Raw genomic sequence first — 16,230 nt, 5'->3', positions numbered from 1 at the left:
GTTAAAGCGATGGCCTTGCTACAGCTGGAGCGCATCAGCGCACAGTACCCCGGCAGCCCGACACCGGTGCTGGCGGATATTTCCCTGACCCTGGGGCCCCAGCAATTGCTGGTCGCCCTCGGCCCGTCCGGCAGTGGCAAGACCTCGCTGTTGAACCTGATTGCCGGTTTCGTCGAGCCCAGCGCCGGGCGCATCACCCTCGATGGCGTGCCGGTCAAAGGACCGAGCGCCGAACGCGGCGTGGTGTTTCAGGACGACGCCCTGCTGCCCTGGCAGGACGTACTGGCCAACGTCGGCTTCGGCCTGGAGCTGGCCGGTGTTGCGAAGGAAAAGCGCGAACTGCGTGCCCGCGAGATGCTCTCGTTGGTGGACCTTTCCGGTTTCGAACACCGCCGCATCTGGCAACTGTCCGGCGGGCAGAAACAGCGTGTCGGCCTGGCCCGCGCCCTCGCCGCCGACCCGCGCGTGCTGCTGATGGACGAACCGTTCGGCGCCCTCGACGCCTTCACCCGCGAACAGATGCAGGAACTGCTGCTGCAAGTCTGGCGCCGAACCGCCAAGCCGGTGTTCCTGATTACCCACGACATTGAAGAAGCGGTGTTCCTCGCCACCGACCTTATCCTTTTGGCGCCGAACCCCGGGCAAATCGTCGAACGCCTTCACCTGGATTTCGGCCAGCGTTACGCCGCCGGCGAGTCGGCACGTTCGATCAAGTCAGATCCGCGTTTTATCGAAACCCGTGAACACGTGCTCGCCAAAGTGTTCTCCCAACGCAGCGCCGCCCAGCGGCAGGAGCGCGCATGAGCAGCTATGAAATTCCCGTCGCGGCGGTCAAACCGGGCTCAACATTGGTTCCGGTACGTCGCAGCTTGAGCACTCGCTGGATCAGCGCGCTGACCCTGGTGGCACTGATTGTGATCTGGTGGGCCGTCACGGCGAGCGGTTTGATCGAACCGCTGTTCCTGCCGCCACCGTCCGCCGTGCTGCAAAAAGGCTGGCTGCTGGCAACCACCGGCTACATGGACTCGACCCTGTGGCAGCACCTGGGCGCGAGCCTCAGCCGCATCGGCCTGGGCCTGGGTTTTGCGGTGCTGACCGCCGTGCCGGTGGGCATTGCCATCGGCGCCAACCGTATTGCCCGTGGTGTGCTCGATCCGCTGATCGAGTTCTACCGCCCTATTCCGCCACTGGCTTATCTACCGCTGATCGTGATCTGGTGCGGCATCGGTGAGCTGTCGAAAGTCCTGCTGATCTATCTGGCGATTTTCGCGCCGATCGCCATTGCCACCGCCACTGGCGTGCGCACCGTCGACCCGGCGAAATTGCGCGCCGCCCAGTCCCTGGGGGCGACTCGCGCGCAATTGATCCGTCATGTGATTCTGCCCAGCGCCCTGCCGGACATCCTGACCGGCGTGCGCATCGGCCTGGGTGTGGGTTGGTCGACCCTGGTCGCCGCCGAGCTGATCGCCGCCACCAGCGGCCTGGGCTTCATGGTGCAGTCCGCCGCGCAGTTCCTGGTCACCGACGTGGTGGTGCTGGGGATTCTGGTGATCGCCTTGATCGCCTTTGCCATGGAAATGGGCCTGCGTGCCCTGCAGCGAAAGCTGGTGCCTTGGCACGGCCAATCCCACTGAACATTAGTCATGTGCAAATCCCACAGGGAATTGGATACACCCCGAATTGAAGAGAACTTTCATGAGTATCTTGAACATCGTCCCCTTAAGCTCCGCCCTCGGCGCGCAAATCAGCGGCGTCGACATCAGCCAGCCGCTGAACCTGGAACAGCGCGACGCCATCGAGCAGGCGCTACTCAAGCATCAGGTGCTGTTCTTCCGCGACCAGCCGATCACCCCGCAACAGCAGGCGCGTTTCGCGGCCAACTTCGGCGACCTGCACATTCACCCGATCTACCCGAATGTGCCGGAACAACCGGAAGTGCTGATCCTCGACACTGCCGTCACCGACGTGCGTGACAATGCGATCTGGCACACCGATGTCACCTTTCTGCCGACCCCGGCCATGGGCGCGGTGCTGAGCGCCAAGCTGTTGCCGGAGTTTGGTGGCGACACGTTGTGGGCCAGTGGTATCGCGGCGTACGAAGCCTTGTCGGCACCAATGAAAACCCTGCTCGAAGGGCTGACCGCCACCCATGACTTCACTCGCTCGTTTCCACTGGAGCGCTACGGCAATACCCCTGAAGCATTGGCGCAATGGGAAGAAGCGCGACGCAAGAATCCGCCGCTGTCACATCCGGTGATCCGCACGCACCCGGTGAGCGGGCGCCGTTCGCTGTTCGTCAACGAAGGCTTCACCTCGAAGATCAATGAACTGTCAGACACCGAGAGCGAGGCGATTCTGAAATTCCTGTTCGCCCACGCCACCCGCCCGGAATTCACCATTCGCTGGCGCTGGCAGCAAGACGACGTCGCGTTCTGGGACAACCGCGTGACCCAACATTACGCGGTCGATGATTACCGCCCGGCGCGGCGGGTGATGCAGCGGGCGACGGTGCTGGGGGATGTGCCGTTCTTTCGCTGACCGGGCCATTTGTGCTGAATTTAATGGCCCCATCGCGAGCAGGTTCGCTCCTACAATGGAATGCATTTTAACTGTAGGAGCGAGCCTGCTCGCGATGAGGCCAAAACAGGCGCCACAAAAGCCGGCGCCAAACACTTACTTCGCCGTCGAAGGCTTCTCCCAAAGATTGATCCCACCCTCCTGGGCAAACCGGTCAATCTCCGCCAGCTCTTCAGCACTGAAACTCAAATTCTTCAACGCCCCGACGTTCTCGACAATCTGCTCCGGCCGGCTCGCACCGATCAGCGCCGACGTCACCCGAGGGTCACGCAACGTCCAGGCCAGCGCCAGCTGCGCCAGACTCTGGCCACGACGCTTGGCGATCTCATTGAGCGCCCGCACATGAGCGATATTGGCCTCGGACAGGTGCGACGCCTGCAACGAACCACCGCCCGGACGATTGACCCGCGCATCCGCCGGCACGCCGTTGAGGTACTTGTCCGACAGCAGCCCTTGAGCCAGCGGCGTGAAGGCAATCACACCGGTACCAAGTTCGTCGGTGGTCTCCAGCAGGTCCTTTTCCACCCAGCGGTTGAGCAGGTTGTAGGCCGGCTGATGGATCAGCAGCGGCACCTTCCACTCCTTGAGCAACGCGGCCATCTCCCGGGTTTTCACCCCGGAGTAAGACGAGATGCCGATGTACAGCGTCTTGCCCTGCTGCACGGCCGTGGCTAATGCGCTGGCGGTTTCCTCCAGCGGCGTGTCCGGGTCGAAGCGGTGCGAATAGAAAATGTCCACGTAGTCCAGGCCGAGGCGTTGCAGGCTCTGGTCGAGGCTGGCCAGCACGTACTTGCGCGAACCGCCGCCCTGGCCATAAGGACCCGGCCACATGTCCCAGCCGGCCTTGCTGGAGATGATCAATTCGTCGCGGTACTGCTTGAAGTCTTCGCGCAGCAGACGACCGAAATTGATCTCGGCACTGCCATAGGGCGGACCATAGTTGTTGGCCAGATCGAAATGGTTGATGCCCAAATCGAACGCCGTACGCAACAACGAACGCTGGGTATCGATCGGCGTGCTGTCGCCAAAGTTGTGCCACAGGCCCAGGGACAACGCCGGCAGCACCAGCCCGCTGCGGCCCACGCGGCGGTAAGGGATGGAGTCGTAGCGGTTTTCGGCAGCGGTGTAAGTCATCGAATCCTCTCTTGTCTGTCTTGAATCTGGTCTCGACTGCTTCGCCAGTCGCCCAGCATACGCCCGGACAAACGCCAAAAAACCTCTGACTCGACTAATTGCTGAAACGTTTCACATATTTCATCAAAACCCTATGCCGACAACTCGCGCAACGCTGCTGCGGCCAAAAAACCGGATCGCGAACTGTAACGCTGATCACGCTTGACGGTCTGATCGATTCGCTCAAGCAATTGCTCCGGCAGCGTGGCATTGAAACGCACCGACTTGCCGAAGTAAGGGGTGATATCGAAATCCACTACTGCCCACACTCCACCGGCGTAATCAGGGTTATCCAGATGCGCGTCGATTTCCTGAACTTGGGGCAATGGATCACCATCTGTCACAAGACCTTCGTAATGCAGCGCCAGCGCCTCTTTCACGCTTTCAAGTGCCTGCGCCACCGTGCTGTCGGCGGAAAAACAACCCGGCACGTCCGGGATGATCACGCCGTACTCCGAGTCGGCATCCTTATGTACAACGACGGGAAATATCATGTTGGCCAGCCCTTACAGTGAGTTGGTTAAAAGGACCAAGACTGTAAGTCAGAAATAAACATGCATTTACACGGTACACATTCTGAAAAGATCGCAGCCTTCGGCAGCTCCTACAGATGTACATTGATCCCCTGTAGGAGCTGCCGAAGGCTGCGATCTTTTGACCTTTACCTTGCCCCCGCAAACACCTCCGCCAACCAATCCACAAACACCCGAACCCGTGGCGACATGTGTCGGTTGTGGGGGTACAGCACCGAGACCGGCATCGGTGGCGGTGGTGTGTCGACGAGGATTTCCTTGATCAGGCCCTGGGCGATCTGGGTTTCCATGCGGTAGTGCGGGCACTGGATCAGGCCCAGGCCGGCGATGGCGGAGGCGGCGTAGATTTCGGCGCCGAACACTGACACGGCGCTATCGAGGGCCACTTCCCTGAGTTCGCCGTCGACCCTGAATTCGAAGGGGAACACCTTGCCGTCGGTGCGCGAAACGTAGTTCACCGCGCGATGGTTTTTCAGTTCGTCGAGGCTTTTCGGTTCGCCGTATTTGCGCAGATAGGCAGGGCTGGCGCAGGTGATCTGGCGCAGGCTGGCAACCCGTTTGCCGATCAGTGCCGAGTCACTCAGGGTGCCGGCGCGCAGTACGCAGTCGACGCCTTCGGCGATCAGGTCGACCAGGCGGTCGGCCTCGCTGATGGACAGTTCGATGTCGGGGTAGCGCGCCATGAATTGCGGCAAGGCCGGGATCACAAAGTGCCTGGCCAGGGTGCCATGCAGATCCACACGCAATCGCCCTTTGGGCGCGACGCTGCGAAAGGCCAGTTCCGCCTCTTCCAGTTCCGCGAGCAATTGCACACAGCGCTGGTAATAGGCTTCTCCATCCAGCGTAGGACGAACCTTGCGCGTACTGCGCTCCAGCAAGCGCGTGCCGAGCCAGGCTTCGAACTGGTTCAGGGTGTGGGTCAGGGTTGCCCGCGGCAAGTTCAGGTCCTGCGCCGCCAGGGTAAAGCTGCTGCGCTCGTAGATCCGCACGAACACTTTCATCGCTTTGACCTGATCCACGGCGGGCTCCTCGATTGTTGGCGATTATTGAACAGTCAAGGCAACTCTCGTGCATTTATCGGCCTGAGTAAACATGTGAGATTGGCTCCACTCCCAACCAACAGGAACGTCCTCCATGACGACTCAAGACTCAAAAGTAGCCCTCGTAACCGGCGCCTCCCGGGGCATCGGCGCGATCATCGCCAAACAACTGGCCAGCGAGGGTTTCGCAGTCGCCATCAACTACGCCAACAGCGCCAGCGAAGCCTCGAAGCTGGTGGTGGAATTGCGCCAGGCCGGCCGTCGGGCCATAGCGATCAAGGCGGACGTGGCCAATGCCGATGACGTGCGGCGGATGTTTGATGAAACCGAAACGCAGCTGGGCAAAATCGACGTGCTGGTGAACAACGCCGGCATTCTCAAGGTCATGCCGCTGGCGCAACACTGCGACGAACTGTTCGATCAGACTTTCAATATCCACGCGCGCGGCACCTTCAACACCCTGCGCGAGGCGGCTACGCGCCTGAATGACGGTGGACGCATCATCAATTTTTCCAGCAGCACGGTCGGCCTGAACCTGCCGGGTTATGCGGTGTACATCGCCAGCAAGGCGGCGGTGGAATCCCTGACCCAGGTGTTCGCCAAGGAAATGCGCGGGCGCCAGATCACGGTCAATGCGGTGGCACCGGGGCCGGTGGCGACCGAGCTGTTTTTGCATGGCAAGAGTGAAGAGCAGATCCAGACCTTCGCCAAAATGGCGCCGCTGGAACGGCTGGGCCAGCCGGGAGATATCGCCCGGGTGGTGTCGTTTTTGGTGGGGCCGGAATCGGCGTGGGTCAATGGGCAGATTTTGCGGGTCAATGGTGGGTTGGTCTGACTATGCTCAAGCTGATACCGAGCTGACCCCATCGCGAGCAGGCTCGCTCCTACAGGGATCACCGCGATCACTGTAGGAGCGAGCCTGCTCGCGATAGCGATCTCAGCGGCAACGCATATCTGACAGGCAGACAACGATGCACACCACCATCATCATCACCTTCGGCCTGATCCTCTTGGCGCTGATGCTCTACATCGGCGAGAAGATCGGCTTCACCCGCCAGACCCTGGCCTACTGCTTCATCGTGCTGTGGCTGGCGCTGACCCTGATCAATGGCGCGGTGGGCATGGTGCATGCCGGCCAGCCCCTGAGCACCGAACTGGCCGTCGGCAGCGCCGTGTTCGGTGTTCCGGTGGCCGCGCTGGTGTTGTTCATGGTGCTGACCAGCGAGGCCTGAAGCCGGTCAACGCACCAGATGCAGAAACTGCATGTGCCGCTCGTATTGATCGAGGATGTCGTTGATCACCTGCTCCTTGCTGTAACCCACCAGATCGTAATCCTGGCTGCCTTCGCTCAAATGCACCTCCGCCCGGTAGTAACGACGGTTGTTGAGCTGCTTGGAGCCCATGCCGCCACGGGCGAACGACGGGGTGAAATAGCCGCGCATCCGCACCTGATAAACGAACGGATGCTGATCGCCGTGACCGATCTCCAGGCTGACGCTGTCATGGGCCGGATCCGGCACCGTGAGCACGCTCAAGCCCTTCTCGGCAAACACCGCAGTGACTTCTTCGATCGCCGGGCGCACCGTGGTTTCCATGAACCGATACACCTCGTCCCGCGACGGGAAATGCACCGCCTGGCTCAAGCGCTGACGCCAGCCGCCGCGCCGCGCGCCAGACACGGGCGCCAGCGAATGCATCTGCGCAATCTGCTTCTGCGACTCCAGATAAAACGCCTTGTGCAGGCCCCACATCATCGTCAGCAAAATCAGAGAGAACGGTAGCGACGTCAGCACCACCGCCGACTTCAGCGCATCGATGCTGCCGGAGAACAACAGCGCGCTGGTCACCAGCGCCGTCATCGCCCCCCAGAACACCCGCAGCCATTTCGGCCCGTCTTCATCGGGGTTGCCACCCTTGGCCGACAGCGTCGACAACACCACGGTGCCGGAGTCGGCGGAGGTGACGAAGAACACAAAACTGATGAACACCGTGACCGCGATGACGGTTTTGCTCCACGGGTAGGTTTCCAGCAACAGATAGAGGGTCATCGAAGGGTTATCGATGGCCGACATGCCCAGCGCCGACATGCCGTGATTGAGCACCTGATCGATGGCGCTGTTGCCGAAGATCGACATCCACGCCAGGGTGAATCCGAGGGGAATCAGCAGCACGCCGAAGACGAATTCGCGGATGGTCCGGCCCCGGGAAATCCGCGCGATGAACAGGCCCACGAACGGCGACCAGGCAATCCACCAGGCCCAATAGAACACCGTCCAGCCGCCCAGCCAGTCGCTGGGTTTGTCGTAGGCGTACAGGTCAAAACTCTTCATCGGCAAGGCGCCGAGGTAGTCGCCGAGGTTCTGGATCAAGGTGTTGAGCAAGTGCTGCGTGGGCCCGGCGAACAACACGAACAGCAGCAACGCACAGGCCAGCAGCATGTTGATATCGGACATCACCCGCACGCCCTTATCGACGCCGGAGACCGCCACGATGATCGCCGCGCCCATCATCAGCGTGATCAGGCCGACCTGAACCCACTGCGTGTGGGCGATGCCGAACAGGTAGTCCAGGCCCGAGTTGAGGTGCAACACGCCAAAGCCCATGTCGGCGCCCAGGCCGAACACCGTGGCGATGATGCCGAAGCCGTCCACCGCGTAACCGATGGGGCCATTGATGCGCTTGCCAATCAGCGGATACAGCGCCGAACGCAGGGCCAGCGGCAGGTTGTGCCGGTAGGCGAAATACGCGAGTGCCATGCCGACGAAGGCGAACACGCCCCAGCCATGCAGGCCCCAGTGCAGAAACAGAATCTGCATCGCCTGACGCGCCGCGTCCGCCGTACCCGCTTCGCCCTGGGGCGGCTGGATCATGTGGGTCAGCGGTTCCGACACGCAGAAGAAAAACAGGGTGATGCTGATCCCGGCGGCGAACAGCATGCCGGCCCAGGACAGGTAACTGAATTCGGGCTCGTCGTGGTCGGCACCGAGTTTGATCTTGCCGTAGCCCGATAACGCGGTGACCACCACGAAGACCAGATACAGGGTCATCGCCAGCAGGTAATACCAGCCAACCGTGTTGGCCGCCCAGTTTTGTGCCGCCAGAAGCCAGGCACCGGCCTGTTCGGGCATAGCCATGACCACCACGCCGAACAACAGGATGAAGCTGGCGGCGAACCAGAACACCGGGGGATTCATGCGGACCAGGCCGCTGGAAGGAAGGGATGATGCACTCATGCAGGGTGCACCTCGAAGCGGTAAAACGCGGCTGTAGAAATCGGACTCAGCAAAGGCAAGCCTCCTGTTGTGAGCGGGCGGCGAACCACCGGTTTAACTTGAATGAACGTTCAAGTTAAACATGGATAGGGGGCTAAGGACTAATCGCAGGGCTGGGCGGTCGGGTGCGAATACCAGATTTAGCAGGGTAGAAGGCAGAATTCGCGGGGCCTGAAATCAATCGCGAGCAAGCTTTGCTCCTACAGGTGTTGTGTCATTCACAGAATGATTACCCGACACAAACCTGTAGGAGCAAAGCTTGCTCGCGATGAGGCCCGAAAGATCAGCAAAGATCCTGGAGCTTACTTCTGCGTCCCATCATCAAGCTGCAAATTCGCCTGAGTCAGGTTACTGCCCGGCGGCACACTGCGGGTCAACCAGACGTTGCCGCCAATGGTCGTGCCCTTGCCGATGGTGATGCGCCCCAGAATGGTCGCGCCGGCATAGATCACCACGTCGTCCTCGACAATCGGGTGGCGCGGCTGGCCCTTCTGCAACTGACCATCCTCGTCCGCCGGGAAGCGCTTGGCGCCCAGGGTGACCGCCTGATAAATCCGCACCCGCTCGCCAATGATCGCGGTCTCACCGATCACCACACCGGTGCCGTGATCGATGAAGAAACTGCGGCCGATCTGCGCACCCGGGTGGATGTCGATGCCAGTCGCCGAGTGGGCGATTTCCGCGCTGATCCGCGCCAGCAACGGCAAGCCTGCGCGATATAGATGGTGAGCCAGGCGATGGTGAATCACCGCCAGAATGCCCGGATAGCACAGCAGCACTTCATCGACACTGCGCGCCGCCGGGTCACCGTGGTAGGCCGCCAGCACGTCGGTGTCCAGCAGGCTGCGCAAGCCTGGCAGGGCAAGAGCGAAATCCTGAATGATCTGGATGGTCCTGGCTTCGACTTCAGTATCGGCCTGCGCGCTGTGACGCGCGGCGTAACGCAGTTCGAGACGGGCCTGGGCCAGCAAGGCATTCAGCGCCACATCGAGGGTGTGTCCGACATAGAAGTCTTCACTCTCCTCGCGCAGGTCCACCGGGCCCAGGCGCATCGGAAACAACGCGCCACACAGGGCTTCGAGAATCTCCGCCATGGCCGCGCGGGACGGCAGTTCGCGCCCTCCTTGCTCGGTGCTGGCGCGGCCGTTTTGCGCACGCCACTGTTCACGGGCGGTGCGCAACTGGCCAACGATGGTCTGCAATTGCCAATGGCTGGAACGCTCACTCACGGTAAAAACTCCTCACGGGCGACCGGACTGTCTGGCCGCGCTGACGGCGATTACTTTACGGCAAGCTCCACAGGCCAAATTAAGAACCAATTGTGCTGGCCTAAGCACTATTGGCTATAAGCGATTGGCGGTTGCCCCGGCTTTTACCCGTGCCTATAGTCCTTTGATCATTCACCGCCAGTACGGACTCATGATCAAACAACAGCTTGCCCGCTTTAACCGCCTTGACCTGCTCGGTCAGCCTACCGCCCTGGAAAAACTCGAACGCCTGTCGACCTGGCTGGGCCGCGATGTGTACGTCAAACGCGATGACCTGACACCACTGGCGATGGGCGGCAACAAGCTGCGCAAACTCGAATACCTGTGCGCCGATGCCCTCGCCCAGGGCGCCGACACCCTGATCACCGCCGGTGCGTTGCAGTCCAACCATGTGCGCCAGACCGCCGCCATCGCCGCCAAGCTGGGCCTGGGCTGTGTCGCCCTGCTGGAAAACCCCCTCAATACCGAAGACCCCAACTACGTCGGCAACGGCAACCGCCTGCTGCTGGACCTGTTCGATGCCAAGGTCGAACTGGTGGAAAACCTCGATAACGCCGACGAACAACTGCATGCCCTAGCGGCACGCCTGCGCAGCAACGGCAAGAAGCCCTATCTGGTGCCCATCGGCGGCTCCAATGCCCTGGGCGCCCTGGGTTACGTGCGCGCCGGCCTGGAACTGGCCGAGCAGATCAAGGACACCGGCCTGGACTTCGCCGCCGTGGTCCTGGCGTCTGGTAGCGCCGGCACCCACAGCGGCCTGGCGCTGGCATTGAACGAAGCCTTACCAGAACTGCCGGTAATCGGCGTCACAGTGTCGCGTAGCGAAGAAGATCAACTGCCCAAGGTTCAGGGCCTGGCCGAGCGTACCGCCGAACTGCTGGGCGTGAGCCTGCCGGAAAGCTTCAAGGTCGAACTGTGGGACGAGTACTTCGCGCCGCGCTACGGCGAGCCGAACGCCGGGACGCTGGCGGCGGTGAAGCTGGTGGCGAGTCAGGAAGGCCTGCTGCTCGACCCGGTGTACACCGGCAAGGCCATGGCAGGACTGCTGGACGGCATCGGTCGCCAGCGTTTCGACGATGGCCCGATCATTTTCCTGCACACCGGCGGGGCACCGGCGTTGTTTGCCTACAAGGATTTCCTGTAATCGGCGTAACCCTGTGTAGGAGCGAGCATGCTCGCGATGGACGACAGGACACCGCTGGGTGTCAGGTAACCAACGTTATCGTTGACGACCATCGCGAGCAGGCTCGCTCCTACAGGTAAATATTTGTTATTCGATAAGCGAATAACAAAAACAGAAATTATTATTTTCTAATCTAAAAACGCCATCATATAGTCATGCTACAGGCGAATTTCCCGAGAGACGCATAAGCTGCTTTAAGGCAGGATAGCGCTGTCGTGCAATTCCCTATTTTGCCAACTTTTCCAAACGCGTCTTCCATAAGAAAACACAGGGGCTAGTCATGAATTTTTCCGCACTACGTCGCAATCTGCTGGTGGGTTCGCTGGGCCTGGCACTGAGCGCCGGCCTCATCAGCCAGGCGGTTGCCGGTGAGCAGCTGCAACAAATCAAGGACAAAGGCGTGATCAACGTCGGCCTGGAAGGCACGTATCCACCGTTCAGCTTCGTTGATGAAAACGGCAAGCTGGCAGGTTTCGAAGTCGAACTCTCCGAGGCTCTGGCGCAGAAACTGGGCGTCAAGGCCAAGATTCAGCCAACCAAGTGGGACGGTATCCTCGCCGCGCTGGAATCCAAGCGCCTGGACGTCGTCGTCAACCAGGTGACCATCTCCGAAGAGCGCAAGAAGAAGTATGACTTCTCCGAGCCCTACACCATCTCCGGGATCCAGGCGCTGGTGCTGAAAGACAAGGAAGCCGCGCTGAACATCAAGACCGCCGCTGACCTGACCGGCAAGAAAGTCGGCGTAGGCCTGGGCACCAACTACGAGCAATGGGTACGGGCCAACGTGCCGGGTGCCGACGTGCGCACCTACGACGATGATCCGACCAAGTTCGCCGACCTGAACAACGGCCGTACCGACGCCATCCTGATCGACCGTCTGGCCGCGCTTGAATATGCCAAGAAAGCACCGAAAACCGTGGCCGCCGGCCAGGCGTTCTCCCGCCAGGAATCCGGTATTGCCCTGCGTAAAGGCGAGCCAGAGCTGCTGGCAGCCGTGAACAAGGCCCTCGACGAGCTGCGTGCCGACGGGACCCTGGCCAAGATCTCGGAAAAGTACTTCCAAGCTGACGTCACCAAATAATGGAAGCAGCTTTCCAACTCGCACTGGACTCCGCGCCCTTTCTGCTCAAGGGCGCGTACTTCACGGTAATTCTCAGCCTCGGCGGGATGTTCTTCGGCCTGGTGCTGGGCTTCGGCCTGGCACTGATGCGCCTGTCGCGCTTCAAATCGGCAAGCTGGCTGGCCCGCATCTACGTGTCGTTCTTTCGCGGCACGCCGTTGCTGGTGCAACTGTTCGTGATCTATTACGGCTTGCCGCAACTGGGTCTGGAACTCGATCCGCTGCCGGCGGCCCTGATCGGCTTTTCGCTGAACATGGCTGCCTATGCCTGTGAAATCCTGCGTGCCGCGATCGGCTCCATCGAGCGCGGTCAGTGGGAAGCCGCTGCCAGTATCGGCATGACCCGCGCGCAGACCCTGCGCCGGGCCATCCTGCCGCAGGCGATGCGCACCGCATTGCCACCGCTGGGCAACAGCTTCATTTCGCTGGTCAAGGACACCGCACTGGCCGCCACCATCCAGGTGCCGGAGCTGTTTCGCCAAGCGCAGCTGATTACCGCACGGACTTTCGAAGTCTTCACCATGTACCTTGCCGCCGCGCTGATCTACTGGGTCCTGGCCACGGTGCTTTCGCACCTGCAGAACCGGTTGGAAGAGCGGGTCAATCGGCACGATCAGGAGTCCTGACCCCATGATTGTCGTGGAAAAACTGACAAAGCAGTTCAAGGGTCAAGTCGTGCTCAATGGCATCGATCTTGAAGTGAAGGAAGGTGAGGTCGTGGCGATCATCGGGCCTAGCGGCTCGGGCAAGACCACGTTCCTGCGTTGCCTGAATTTCCTCGAAGTTCCTTCTAGTGGCCGGATCAAGGTCGGCGACATTGAGGTCGATACCAGTCGCCCGCTGAACCAGCAGCAAAGCCTGGTGCGCACCTTGCGCCAGCACGTGGGCTTCGTGTTCCAGAACTTCAACCTGTTCCCCCATCGCACCGCTTTGGAAAACGTCATCGAAGGCCCGATCATCGTCAAGAAGATCCCGCGCAACGATGCCATTGCCCTGGCGAAAAAGCTGTTGGCCAAGGTCGGCCTGGCGGGCAAGGAAGACGCTTACCCGCGCCGTCTCTCGGGCGGTCAGCAACAACGCGTGGCGATTGCCCGCGCGCTGGCGATGGAACCGGAAGTGATCCTGTTCGACGAACCGACCTCGGCACTGGACCCTGAACTGGTGGGCGAAGTGCTGGCGACCATCCGCGGCCTGGCCCAGGAAAATCGCACCATGGTCATCGTGACCCACGAAATGGCCTTCGCTCGCGATGTGGCCAACCGTGTGGTGTTTTTCGATAAGGGTGTGATCGTCGAGCAAGGCGAAGCCAAGGCTTTGTTTGCCAATCCGAAAGAAGAACGTACGAAGCAGTTCCTCAGCAAGTTCCTGAACAACTCGCACCTTTGAAACATCCCTCGTAGAACCCCAACTTCCATGGATGGAAGTTACCTCTCCCCCAAGAACTAACTTCCGCCAACACGTGCACTACTTATTTATGTGCGTCCCCACCTGTAGGAGCGAGCCTGCTCGCGATGGTGGTCAACGATAACGCTGGCTTACTGGCGCCCCGCGGCGCCTTCAACTCCATCGCGAGCAGGCTCGCTCCTACATGGGCCTTGTTTATTTGCGGCATTTCCTTGGCGCTAATTAACTAGTCCACGTAGGAAGCTTCTGAATAACAGTTGAACTCGCCTTTAACTAACCCACGCCATTGACTCAACTTAAACCGCGCTCTTATCTGCCTTGGCCAGCAAACTTTCCGCTTGCTCTCGAAATGGACTTCGCTGAAATACATCAAGGAGAGATCCCCATGTACTACCTCCCGCGCATCCCGTCTTTGGCCTCACCCACCCTGCCCCAGGTAAACAAGGCCGGTATCAATAGCCTCGCGGCGACCCACCTTCGGGTCGACATAGCCCCCTACACCGACATGGACACCGGTGACCTCATCGAACTGTTCTGGAACAGCCAATTCGTCGCCTCCCGCGTACTGGCGGCGCAGGACGTTGGCCACACCGTCAGCCTGCGGGTACCGGAAAGCTTCATCGTCAGCGGCGCCACCTGGGTGCATTACCGCGTGATGCAGGTCGGCAGAAACCCGATGCTGTCACTGGCGACGCGGTTAACGGTCAAACTCGAGTGCCCGGGCGGCCCGCTCGGTGATGACGAAAATCAGTTCCTGGCGCCGGTGAACCTTCCTGCCACCCTCCGCCGCCAGGGGCTCAACGCGAGGCAGATCCGACGTGGCGTGCCGCTGACGATCGAGCCCTATATCAACATGGCCGAGGACGACGAAATCACCCTGCGCTGGGGTGATGTGCGGATGGATCTGCCCAGGCTCAGGCCATGTGATGTGGGCCTGCCGATTCAGGTCTGGGTGCCGTCGGCCATCATTGTCGAGGCCGGCGAAGATCTCAGGCTGGAGGTGACTTACTGCGTTATCGACCGGGTCGGCAACAGTTCGCACTGGGCGCCGGTTCGAACGCTGAGAACCGCCCCGCATTCCCTGTAGGAGCGAGCCTGCTCGCGAAGAACACCCAGACAACGCGGGCATCCAGACAGCCCGCGTCACCGTTAACGACCATCGCGAGCAGGCTCGCTCCTACAGGAGTGGACGCGACCTCGATCCTTTCTATACATATTCCTAAAAGTTAGTTCATAACTTATTTATAAACGCTTAGGGTATATGCACCGGACCACCGGACATTCTTGTTTTCGTTCGCCGCACAACGGCGTTTCCATGAGATGTGAGGTAGGTATGGTCCGCAGCACAATCACCCCAGTGCAGATCGCCAGGGCATTGCGTGTCGCCAAGGAGTGGCAGTGATGTCCAGTCTGGCAGATGCAATCGTCCAGAGTGATCTGGATGTCGCCCCGCTGTTGTTGCCCGCGCAAGTGCTGCGCAACGACGCACAAGCCATCAAGGCCGCCCAGGAGCTGGCGCAAGCCGCCCGCGTACAGGCGGCCAAGCGTGACCAGCAGCGCAAGCTGCCGTGGTCGGAAATCGAACAGTTCACCCGCAGCGGCCTGGGCAGCATTGGCATCCCCCGCGAGTACGGTGGCCCACAGGTTTCATTCGTCACCCTCGCCGAGGTGTTCGCGATCATTTCCGCCGCCGATCCGGCGCTGGGACAGATCCCGCAGAACCAGTTCGGCATTTTGAACCTGGTTCTCGGCAGCGCCACCGAAGCGCAGAAAAAACAACTGTTCAAAAGCGTGCTCGAAGGCTGGCGCATCGGCAATGCCGGGCCGGAACGCGGCACCAAAAACACTTTGGAACTCAAGGCGCGCATCACCGCCGACGGCGACGGCGTTGTACTCAACGGGCAGAAGTTTTACTCCACCGGCGCGCTGTTCGCCCACTGGGTGGCCGTCAAGGCGCTCAACGACGACGGCAAGCAAGTGCTGGCCTTCGTGCGTCGCGGCACACCGGGGCTGCGGATCGTCGATGACTGGTCCGGATTCGGCCAGCGCACCACCGCCAGCGGCACGATCCTGCTCAACAATGCGCGGGTCGACGCCGAACTGGTGGTCGATAACTGGAAGATCAACGACAAACCCAACACCCAGGGCGCCATCTCGCAGCTGATCCAGGCGGCCATCGACGCCGGCATCGCCCGCGGCGCCATCGACGACGCCATCGAGTTCGTGAAAAACCGCGCGCGGCCGTGGATCGACGCCAACGTCGAACGGGCCAGCGATGACCTGTATGTGATCGCTGATATCGGCAAACTGAAAATCGAACTGCACGCCGCCGAAGCCCTGCTGCGCAAGGCCGGGCAAGTGCTCGATGAAGTACACGCCGCGCCACTTACCGCCGAGTCCGCCGCCCGCGCCTCGATTGCTGTCGCCGAAGCGAAAGTGCTGACCACCGAGATCTCGCTGCTGGCCAGCGAAAAGCTCTTCGAGCTGGCCGGCAGCCGCGCCACCCTCGCCGAATTCAACCTCGACCGTCACTGGCGCAACGCCCGGGTGCACACGCTGCACGACCCGGTGCGCTGGAAATATCACGCGGTTGGCGCCTATCACCTGAACGGCACTTTGCCGGCTCGCCATTCCTGGATCTGACGACCAGACATCTGGAG

General features: G+C 60.9%; 16 protein-coding genes. 11 read left to right on the top strand and 5 right to left on the bottom strand.

Annotated features, from left to right (window positions below; translation table 11 throughout):
- Positions 1 to 9 precede the first annotated feature (9 nt).
- The 3 genes from tauB (at position 10) to tauD (ending at position 2,538) form a co-directional block, all read left to right on the top strand.
- Complete coding sequence (gene tauB, locus DKY63_RS20870; RefSeq protein WP_110965816.1) at positions 10 to 804, top strand: taurine ABC transporter ATP-binding subunit; 795 nt, start codon at positions 10 to 12, stop codon at positions 802 to 804.
- Positions 801 to 1,634 carry a taurine ABC transporter permease TauC gene (gene tauC, locus DKY63_RS20865; protein WP_110965815.1) on the top strand — a complete coding sequence of 278 codons (834 nt, stop codon included), beginning with the start codon at positions 801 to 803 and terminating at the stop codon, positions 1,632 to 1,634. Before tauB ends, tauC begins: the two co-directional genes overlap by 4 nt.
- Before the next feature lie 61 nt (positions 1,635 to 1,695).
- Entirely contained in the window at positions 1,696 to 2,538 is an 843-nt protein-coding gene (tauD, locus tag DKY63_RS20860) for a taurine dioxygenase (RefSeq protein ID WP_110965814.1), read from the top strand.
- Between the two features lie 135 nt (positions 2,539 to 2,673).
- Here the strand turns inward: tauD and mgrA are convergent, their stop codons facing one another.
- The 3 genes from mgrA to DKY63_RS20845 all read right to left on the bottom strand — a co-directional run bounded on the left by mgrA (position 2,674) and on the right by DKY63_RS20845 (position 5,302).
- Entirely contained in the window at positions 2,674 to 3,711 is a 1,038-nt protein-coding gene (gene mgrA, locus DKY63_RS20855) for an L-glyceraldehyde 3-phosphate reductase (RefSeq protein WP_110965813.1), read from the bottom strand.
- Between the two features lie 131 nt (positions 3,712 to 3,842).
- Positions 3,843 to 4,244 carry a type II toxin-antitoxin system HicB family antitoxin gene (locus DKY63_RS20850; RefSeq protein WP_110965812.1) on the bottom strand — a complete coding sequence of 134 codons (402 nt, stop codon included), beginning with the start codon at positions 4,242 to 4,244 and terminating at the stop codon, positions 3,843 to 3,845.
- A 167-nt stretch (positions 4,245 to 4,411) separates the two neighbouring features.
- The gene (locus tag DKY63_RS20845) at positions 4,412 to 5,302 is read right to left on the bottom strand and encodes a LysR family transcriptional regulator (RefSeq protein WP_110965811.1); all 891 of its coding nucleotides are present in this window, start codon (positions 5,300 to 5,302) and stop codon (positions 4,412 to 4,414) included.
- A gap of 115 nt (positions 5,303 to 5,417) precedes the next feature.
- Here DKY63_RS20845 and DKY63_RS20840 point away from each other — a divergent pair, with 115 nt between their 5' ends.
- Both DKY63_RS20840 and DKY63_RS20835 read left to right on the top strand, forming a co-directional pair.
- Complete coding sequence (locus DKY63_RS20840; protein ID WP_110965810.1) at positions 5,418 to 6,158, top strand: SDR family oxidoreductase; 741 nt, start codon at positions 5,418 to 5,420, stop codon at positions 6,156 to 6,158.
- Between the two features lie 136 nt (positions 6,159 to 6,294).
- On the top strand, positions 6,295 to 6,555 hold the full coding sequence (locus tag DKY63_RS20835; RefSeq protein WP_110965809.1) for a hypothetical protein: 261 nt from the start codon (positions 6,295 to 6,297) through the stop codon (positions 6,553 to 6,555).
- A gap of 6 nt (positions 6,556 to 6,561) precedes the next feature.
- On the opposite strand, the gene betT is transcribed toward DKY63_RS20835, so the two are convergent.
- Both betT and epsC read right to left on the bottom strand, forming a co-directional pair.
- On the bottom strand, positions 6,562 to 8,517 hold the full coding sequence (gene betT / locus DKY63_RS20830; RefSeq protein ID WP_204354364.1) for a choline transporter BetT: 1,956 nt from the start codon (positions 8,515 to 8,517) through the stop codon (positions 6,562 to 6,564).
- A gap of 380 nt (positions 8,518 to 8,897) precedes the next feature.
- Complete coding sequence (epsC, locus tag DKY63_RS20825; RefSeq protein WP_110965807.1) at positions 8,898 to 9,824, bottom strand: serine O-acetyltransferase EpsC; 927 nt, start codon at positions 9,822 to 9,824, stop codon at positions 8,898 to 8,900.
- A gap of 190 nt (positions 9,825 to 10,014) precedes the next feature.
- On the opposite strand from epsC, the gene DKY63_RS20820 reads away from it, so the two are divergent.
- From DKY63_RS20820 to DKY63_RS20795, 6 genes are all read left to right on the top strand, one after another.
- Entirely contained in the window at positions 10,015 to 11,007 is a 993-nt protein-coding gene (locus DKY63_RS20820; RefSeq protein WP_110965806.1) for a D-cysteine desulfhydrase, read from the top strand.
- Positions 11,008 to 11,326: 319 nt separating this feature from the next.
- Positions 11,327 to 12,127, top strand: a complete 801-nt coding sequence (tcyJ, locus tag DKY63_RS20815) for a cystine ABC transporter substrate-binding protein (RefSeq protein WP_110965805.1) — start codon at positions 11,327 to 11,329, stop codon at positions 12,125 to 12,127.
- Positions 12,127 to 12,792: a cystine ABC transporter permease gene (tcyL, locus tag DKY63_RS20810; RefSeq protein ID WP_110965804.1), complete on the top strand. Its 666-nt coding sequence runs from the start codon at positions 12,127 to 12,129 to the stop codon at positions 12,790 to 12,792. The genes tcyJ and tcyL overlap by 1 nt, the downstream gene beginning before the upstream one ends.
- Positions 12,793 to 12,796: 4 nt before the next feature.
- Positions 12,797 to 13,552 (top strand): L-cystine ABC transporter ATP-binding protein TcyN, encoded by a 756-nt coding sequence (gene tcyN / locus DKY63_RS20805; RefSeq protein WP_110965803.1) that lies wholly within the window; start codon positions 12,797 to 12,799, stop codon positions 13,550 to 13,552.
- A 403-nt stretch (positions 13,553 to 13,955) separates the two neighbouring features.
- Positions 13,956 to 14,657, top strand: coding sequence for a hypothetical protein (locus tag DKY63_RS20800; protein WP_110965802.1), 702 nt, complete (start codon positions 13,956 to 13,958; stop codon positions 14,655 to 14,657).
- Between the two features lie 314 nt (positions 14,658 to 14,971).
- Positions 14,972 to 16,213 (top strand): SfnB family sulfur acquisition oxidoreductase, encoded by a 1,242-nt coding sequence (locus DKY63_RS20795; protein ID WP_110965801.1) that lies wholly within the window; start codon positions 14,972 to 14,974, stop codon positions 16,211 to 16,213.
- The last annotated feature ends 17 nt before the right edge of the window (positions 16,214 to 16,230 follow it).

It is taken from the genome of Pseudomonas putida (genome assembly GCF_003228315.1).
GTDB classification, from domain to species: domain Bacteria; phylum Pseudomonadota; class Gammaproteobacteria; order Pseudomonadales; family Pseudomonadaceae; genus Aquipseudomonas; species Aquipseudomonas putida_S.
This window is presented reverse-complemented; position numbering and strand designations above follow the sequence as displayed.

Excerpts from the sequence above, each read along its gene's own strand:
- tauB (WP_110965816.1), top strand. The coding sequence starts at position 10 with ATGGCCTTGCTACAGCTGGAGCGCATCAGCGCACAGTACCCCGGCAGC.
- tauC (WP_110965815.1), top strand. The coding sequence starts at position 801 with ATGAGCAGCTATGAAATTCCCGTCGCGGCGGTCAAACCGGGCTCAACA.
- tauD (WP_110965814.1), top strand. The coding sequence starts at position 1,696 with ATGAGTATCTTGAACATCGTCCCCTTAAGCTCCGCCCTCGGCGCGCAA.
- mgrA (WP_110965813.1), bottom strand. The coding sequence starts at position 3,711 with ATGACTTACACCGCTGCCGAAAACCGCTACGACTCCATCCCTTACCGC.
- DKY63_RS20850 (WP_110965812.1), bottom strand. The coding sequence starts at position 4,244 with ATGATATTTCCCGTCGTTGTACATAAGGATGCCGACTCGGAGTACGGC.
- DKY63_RS20840 (WP_110965810.1), top strand. The coding sequence starts at position 5,418 with ATGACGACTCAAGACTCAAAAGTAGCCCTCGTAACCGGCGCCTCCCGG.
- DKY63_RS20835 (WP_110965809.1), top strand. The coding sequence starts at position 6,295 with ATGCACACCACCATCATCATCACCTTCGGCCTGATCCTCTTGGCGCTG.
- betT (WP_204354364.1), bottom strand. The coding sequence starts at position 8,517 with ATGAATCCCCCGGTGTTCTGGTTCGCCGCCAGCTTCATCCTGTTGTTC.
- DKY63_RS20820 (WP_110965806.1), top strand. The coding sequence starts at position 10,015 with ATGATCAAACAACAGCTTGCCCGCTTTAACCGCCTTGACCTGCTCGGT.
- tcyJ (WP_110965805.1), top strand. The coding sequence starts at position 11,327 with ATGAATTTTTCCGCACTACGTCGCAATCTGCTGGTGGGTTCGCTGGGC.
- tcyL (WP_110965804.1), top strand. The coding sequence starts at position 12,127 with ATGGAAGCAGCTTTCCAACTCGCACTGGACTCCGCGCCCTTTCTGCTC.
- tcyN (WP_110965803.1), top strand. The coding sequence starts at position 12,797 with ATGATTGTCGTGGAAAAACTGACAAAGCAGTTCAAGGGTCAAGTCGTG.
- DKY63_RS20800 (WP_110965802.1), top strand. The coding sequence starts at position 13,956 with ATGTACTACCTCCCGCGCATCCCGTCTTTGGCCTCACCCACCCTGCCC.
- DKY63_RS20795 (WP_110965801.1), top strand. The coding sequence starts at position 14,972 with ATGTCCAGTCTGGCAGATGCAATCGTCCAGAGTGATCTGGATGTCGCC.